The sequence below is a fragment of the Pseudomonadota bacterium genome, from assembly GCA_030859565.1.
Lineage (GTDB): Bacteria > Pseudomonadota > Gammaproteobacteria > JACCXJ01 > JACCXJ01 > USCg-Taylor.
Genome location: JALZJW010000177.1, coordinates 1 through 6157 on the forward strand (window position 1 = coordinate 1; position 6157 = coordinate 6157).

Below are 6157 nucleotides of genomic sequence, written 5' to 3' on the forward strand. Positions count from 1 at the left end.
GCGTCGCGTGCTCGCTCGCTCCTCGCCTATCGAGTTGATATGTCTCGTCGCTCGCTCCGCGGCTCCTGGCGCTCGGGGCTGCTCGTGACGATTTATTCACAACCTCTTAGATGTTTTCGGGAGGCACCACGCGCGGGCGGCGGTGTTCATCCAGGGCCACGTAGGTAAGCACGGCTTGGGTCACTTTGATGCATTCGGGCCGGGCCGGGTTGCGTTCGGCGTAGACCTCGACCTGAACCGTAATCGAAGTACGCCCGACGCGCGTGACCTCCGCGTAACAGCTTACGAGATCGCCGACAAACACCGGCTCACGGAATTCCACGGAGTTGACGGCGACCGTGGTGACCGGTCCGTGCGCCCGCCGGATGGCGGCGATGCTGCCCGCGATGTCGACCTGCGAGAGGATCCAGCCGCCGAAGATGCCGCCGGTGTAATTGGTATCCGCCGGCATGGGTACGATCCTCAAGGTCGGTTCTTTCCCTGCCGGAAGGCTGACCGGAGTGGACAGAGCTACGCTTCCCGGCATGTTTATTCCGGGCATAGGCGTTTTAATAGATGACCAATAAGTTGAAGACGCTCGGTCTCAACTGGATTTCCTTGATCTTTAGCGTCGCCTCCGCAACACAGTTCGCATTTTCATTACCCTGCGCGCCTTCAGCCACCGCGGTGACCGCCAACGATGCTTTACATTGTTGTCCGGGCTGGAGTGAAATTAAGTGCTTTTTCGTAATTGAAGCGAATTCCCCGGAAGCAGGGTTAAGCTTGTTGCCTGCGGAATTTTGCGCCGCTTGAGCGATCGTTTTCGTCTTACTGTTAATGCGTAACTCAACCATGATTTTCGCCTGACCGCCGGTTGGGGCCACGTTAAGACGGCTGCGGTAGTCGTAGACGCCCACGACATAGTAACGCCCCGGTTTCTTTGCCTTGGTTTCGAATTCGTGACCGAGGAGGGATGTCGCTTGCGCTCGCCCGGCCCCGGTGACGTTTGCCGAGACCTTGATCCGCCCGCTGGTCGTGTCTTCCTCGTGGGTGGCGCTGTTGGCAGGGGAGTCGCTGTCCGCGCTGCCCTCGGCAACGGTAAGCTTCGGGGGCCGAATGATCAAGGTTCTAGCATCCAATATCATGAGGGTCATGAACACAATAAACCCTGCGAGAAAGAAAGCGAAAAGTAAGAAGAGTTCCATGCGCGATCTCCGGTTAGTTATTTTGCGGCGGCGCTAGCGCGAACCAAGTCGTCAGCATCACGCCGTCTTGGTTCGCTGAGCGCTTTATGTTGTTATTCCGATCCGGTGACGAACTCGGTAAAGGTCACAGTATCATACGCGCATGGCTGTTCCAACGCATGCCGTTGAAGCGATTCGCGGACGCGCCGGCGCGAATTCCCTAAAGCTCATGGGTTTCGAGATTCAAGCCCGCGCACGAGCCCAATGACGCGGAGCTGGTGACGATCGCCGTGCTCGCCTGCTCCTTGAGGAGATAGGTTTGCGCCACGCGTTGTAAATCCGCGACCGTGACTCGGAGAACCCGTTGCCGCAGGCGCCGCCGATACTCGGGCAAGCGTCCGAAAAGCCCGGCGGCAAAGGTTCGAATCGCCTCGCCGGCCGGCGAGCTCGGGCGATCGAGCGCAGCGATGACGCCCAGGATCGCTTCTTCGAGTTTCTCGTAGCCGTGGCCGTAGCGGTGCAGCCATTCCAGTGCGGCATCGAAAGCTTCCAAGGTTTCCATGACCCGCGGGTCACGATAGGAGAAAAACTTGAAGGCCCCGGTATCGCCATCGTAGGCGGCGCCGGAACCGTAGGCCCCGCCTTGCTCGCGGATCGCCCGGTGCAAATAGCCGTTGTGCAGGAAGCGGCCGAGCACGATCAACGCCGCGGCGTCCTCGTGGTCGGGGGGGATGGTGGGATAGGCGCGCGCGCAGAAGTTTACCTCGGTGTTCGCGATCCAGGCCTCATTCACGCAGGACGGCTCGATGCTTAACGAAAATGGCTTCGCATCGTGAACCCGCGGTTGCAAGGCGGCCCACTGGGATGCGAGGTTTGCACCTACGCTGGCGAGGTGCTGGTCCTCGCCCACGACGAGTAGTTGCGGGGCGGCGCGGGTGAGGCGCCCATGGATGCGCTTCAGATCGGCTGCGAATTCTTCCAGTTTATCCTGGTTCTCGATCGCCCGCTCCAAGGCTTTGAGATCGCGCAGCCCTACGAGGCCGTCCCAGCGGTGGGAAAGCGCCGCCGCCGGCCCGAATCCTGCGCAGGCCGCGGTCATCGCGAGCACGTGACCCTGGTCGGTCACCGCCGATTCACGCGCGGCCCGGATTTGCGCGATGAGCTCCCGCAGCCGCGCCAGCTCGTCGAATCGGGCCTTATAAAAAACATCGTGCAACAGGTGCACGAGCGCTCCGTGGTTGCGGGCTAGACAGTTCGATGAAAGCTGATAGTAGGCGAGGATCCGCTGCACGTTTCGGATCTCGCCGCGCAGCGCGCAATGCGCGGCAATACCCCCGCTAATCGCGGCTTGATGGGTCTGCGCGGCGAGGTAATCCTTATCACCGTAACCGAGCTCGGTCACGCAGTTGCAATATAGGCTCAACAATCCAATCTCGCCGGGCCCGAGCGCCGGGAGTTCCACCGTGATCTCTTCATACACGAGGCCGTTGGTGCCTTGGCGAAACCAGGTGACCGGAACACCGCCGAGGAGCGTGCGTTCGCTCGCGGGGACCTTAAAATCGGCGGGAATATCTTCGACACCGACTTTCGGCAGCAGGGCGGCGTCGGGCGCTTGCTGCTGGCGGTCCTTTAATGCCGCCGCACGCTCGACGATCCGGGTTTTCTCGGCAACGCTGAGCGACTGCTTGGTTGCCGCCAGCCGGCTTTTTAGCTGCGCGGCATGGCGCGCATTGAAGGCGGTATCCGGGATCATCGCCACCCGCACGCGATGCGGATTGTCTCTCAGCCAGTCACGGGCCAGACCAGGAATGAAGCCGGGCCGTTCGATCGCCACCCGCAGGTGCTCTAAGATGGGATCGATGGCGAGGGCGGCGATCGCATCCCCTCCATGCAAGGCCGCCGGAAGGGACGCCGCCAGCAACTGTAACCCGTACGGATAGCGGCCGCCGCGGATCTCGCGCTGCGAAAGCTCCATCTGATGCAGGACCGAGGCCGCGAGCTCGCGCTCGACACCTTTCTCGGCGACCTCTTGAATCACTTTCATCACCGTCTCCTCGACGGCCTCGGCATGCTCGGGATCCGAACCCTCGACCCCGCACACGAACGTCGCCTCGCGATTGCCTGCGTCGAGCCCGCAAAGCTCCGAGGGCGCCGTGGCCAGCGGGCACCTCTCCAGGGCGTGCCGTAAGGGTGAAGCGCTATGGTCGAGCAATACGCCCGCCAGCAGCTGCGTCTCCATTGTTTTTTGCAGGTCCGTGGTATTGTTGAGCAGCCAGCCGAGCACGATATGCGTCTTGCTCCGTGTGGATTCCTCGCCATTGACCGGGTAGGGGATCGTGAGCGCGCGCGGTGCGCCGTAGCGCTGCTCGTCGTGGATCCCATTCGCCACGTTGCGGGCAGTAAAATGCTTTAAGGCCCACTCGTGGAAATGCGCCTGATGCCCGCGGACGTCAAAATCACCGTAGGTGCAGAAATAAGCGTTCGAGGGGTGATAAAAACGCGCGTGGAAATCCCGCAACTGCGGCCACGTCAACTGCGGGATCGCTTCGGGATCGCCGCCGCTATTGTAATGATAAGTAGTTGTCGGGAAGATCGCGGCGCTGAGCGCGTACCAGAGGCGAGTGGTAGGCGCGCTCAGGGCGCCTTTCATCTCGTTGTAAACGACGCCTTTATAAACTAAGTCGCTCGCCGGATCATCGGCGATCGCGAATTCCAAGCGGTGGCCCTCCTGGGCGAAGTCGAGCTCATCGAGGTTGGGAAAAAATACCGCGTCCAAATAAACCTGCAGCAGATTGTCGAAGTCCTTCTTGTTCTGGGTGGCGAAGGGATACGCCGTCCAATCGCTGCTCGTGAAAGCGTTCATGAAGGTGTTGAGCGAACGCCGCGTCATCATGAAAAAAGGGTCCCGTACCGGGAAGCGCCGGCTGCCGCAGAGCGCGGTGTGCTCGAGGATGTGAGCCACGCCGGTGGAATCCCGGGGGAGGGTACGAAATCCGACGATAAAGGCGTTGTTGTTGTCGTTCGCGCTCAAATGCAAGTGCCGGGCGCCGGTGATCCCGTGCCGGTACTCCTGAGCCTCGATGTTCAAGGACTCGATGCGTTGGCCGCGTATTAATTCAAAGGATGACATAGTGCCTCTAGCGCGAGTGGTGCTCCAGAAACTTCTCGGCGTCCAAGGCCGCCATGCAGCCCGAGCCCGCCGAGGTTACCGCCTGACGATAGACCGGATCGCCCACATCCCCGGCGGCAAAGACACCGGGAATACTCGTCGTTGTGGCCGATCCGCGGCTGCCGCCGTTGACGACAATATACCCGTTTTTCATCTCCAATTGTCCCTCGAACATGGCCGTGTTGGGCAGATGCCCGATCGCGATGAAGACGCCGCGCAGCGCTAGCTGTTTCCTGCCTACGTCGAGCGTGCTCTTGATCCTGAGCCCGTTAACGCCCGCCTCATCCCCGAGGATCTCCTCCACCGTATGGTTCCACAACACGCTGACGTTTCCGCTCTCGGTCTTTCCCATGAGGCGCTTGCTCAGAATTTTCTCCGCGCGAAACCGGTCCCGGCGATGGATCACGGTAACCTGGGAAGCCAGGTTGGATAGGAATAGCGCTTCTTCGACGGCGGTGTTACCGCCGCCGACGACGGCCACCGCTTGACCCTTGAAGAAGAATCCGTCGCAGGTGGCGCAGGCCGACACCCCGCGGCCCCGGAAGGCTTGCTCCGAAGCCAACCCGAGGTACTTGGCGGAGGCGCCGGTGGCGATGATGAGCGCATCGCAGGTATAGGTCGCGCTATCGCCCGCTAGCTTAAAGGGCCGCGGCCCGAGATCCGCCGTGACGATATGGTCGAAGATGATCTCGGTCCCGAAGCGCGCCGCATGCCTGCGCATGCGCTCCATGAGATCGGGCCCTTGGAGACCGTGCGCATCGCCGGGCCAATTGTCGACGTCGGTGGTGGCCGTCAACTGCCCTCCCGGCTCGAGGCCGGCGACGATCACGGGGTCGAGCGCGGCGCGCGCGGCGTAGATCGCGGCGGAGTAACCGGCCGGCCCGGATCCCAGGATCAATAGACGGCAGTGTCTGGTCTTTAAATTCACTACTACCCCGCAGGCGATATATATTTCTTGTCCCCACCAGGATTCGGCGCGGGCGCATAGTGTACACGGCGCCCGTCCTTAGCTCCTAAACCGCCGGCGGCGGGTGCTTGTTTATGCATCCGAACCCTTTTTTGACGTCCGCGGCTCAGCGGCCGCCTCGCCCCGTTTGAATAAGGGCAGCACGACCAGGCCGAGCTCATAGAGTAACCACAGCGGTATGGCCAGCAAGGTCTGGGAGATGACATCCGGAGGCGTCAGCACCATCCCTACCACGAAGGCGCCGACGATGATGTAGGGGCGCTTTGCCCTCAGATCTTCCTTGGTTACAAAGCCCGTATGCACCAGGAGCACCGTGGCCAGCGGGACTTGAAACGCGGCCCCGAACGCAAAGAACATGGCCAAGACAAAGTCCAGATAGCGCCCGATGTCGGTCATGATCAAGACCCCTTCCGGGGCGGAGGCGGAGAAAAAGGCGAACATCACCGGGAAGACCACGAAATAGGCGAACGCGATGCCGCTATAGAACAGCACCGAGCTGGAGATTAAGAGCGGCAGGACCAGCCGCCGTTCATGGCGATAGAGACCCGGCGCCACGAACGCCCAGATCTGGTGCAAGACAAACGGCATCCCCACGAAAGCGGAGACCACGAGGGTAAGCTTAAACGGCGCGAAAAAGGGAGAGGCCACCTCGGTCGCGATCATTGCCGAACCTTGCGGCATTTGCCGGATCAGCGGAAGCGCCAGCAAGTGGTAGAGATCAGTGGCGAAATAGCAGAGCGAGAGGAAAATCAACAACACCGCGGCGAGCGCACGCAGGAGCCGCGTTCGCAATTCAACCAGATGCGATAGGAAGGGCTGTTCCTCCGGCTCGTCCGGAGCCTCAGGGGGCGTTGTCGC

General features: G+C 61.3%; 5 protein-coding genes. All 5 read right to left on the reverse strand.

Features of this window, described 5'->3' with window-relative positions; genetic code table 11:
* Positions 1–106: 106 nt before the first annotated feature.
* The 5 genes from M3436_18400 to tatC all read right to left on the reverse strand — a co-directional run bounded on the left by M3436_18400 (position 107) and on the right by tatC (position 6100).
* Complete coding sequence (locus M3436_18400; GenBank protein ID MDQ3565973.1) at positions 107–526, reverse strand: acyl-CoA thioesterase; 420 nt, start codon at positions 524–526, stop codon at positions 107–109.
* Positions 527–548: 22 nt separating this feature from the next.
* Complete coding sequence (locus M3436_18405) at positions 549–1184, reverse strand: hypothetical protein (protein MDQ3565974.1); 636 nt, start codon at positions 1182–1184, stop codon at positions 549–551.
* Positions 1185–1383: 199 nt separating this feature from the next.
* The gene (locus tag M3436_18410) at positions 1384–4293 is read right to left on the reverse strand and encodes an insulinase family protein (protein ID MDQ3565975.1); all 2910 of its coding nucleotides are present in this window, start codon (positions 4291–4293) and stop codon (positions 1384–1386) included.
* A gap of 7 nt (positions 4294–4300) precedes the next feature.
* Positions 4301–5260, reverse strand: a complete 960-nt coding sequence (trxB, locus tag M3436_18415; GenBank protein ID MDQ3565976.1) for a thioredoxin-disulfide reductase — start codon at positions 5258–5260, stop codon at positions 4301–4303.
* Between the two features lie 111 nt (positions 5261–5371).
* Positions 5372–6100 carry a twin-arginine translocase subunit TatC gene (gene tatC / locus M3436_18420; GenBank protein MDQ3565977.1) on the reverse strand — a complete coding sequence of 243 codons (729 nt, stop codon included), beginning with the start codon at positions 6098–6100 and terminating at the stop codon, positions 5372–5374.
* Between the last annotated feature and the right edge of the window lie 57 nt (positions 6101–6157).

Bases quoted from the DNA above. Each gene is read 5' to 3' on its own strand.
- M3436_18400 (MDQ3565973.1), bottom strand. From the start codon at position 526: ATGCCGGGAAGCGTAGCTCTGTCCACTCCGGTCAGCCTTCCGGCAGGG.
- M3436_18410 (MDQ3565975.1), bottom strand. From the start codon at position 4,293: ATGTCATCCTTTGAATTAATACGCGGCCAACGCATCGAGTCCTTGAAC.
- M3436_18405 (MDQ3565974.1), bottom strand. From the start codon at position 1,184: ATGGAACTCTTCTTACTTTTCGCTTTCTTTCTCGCAGGGTTTATTGTG.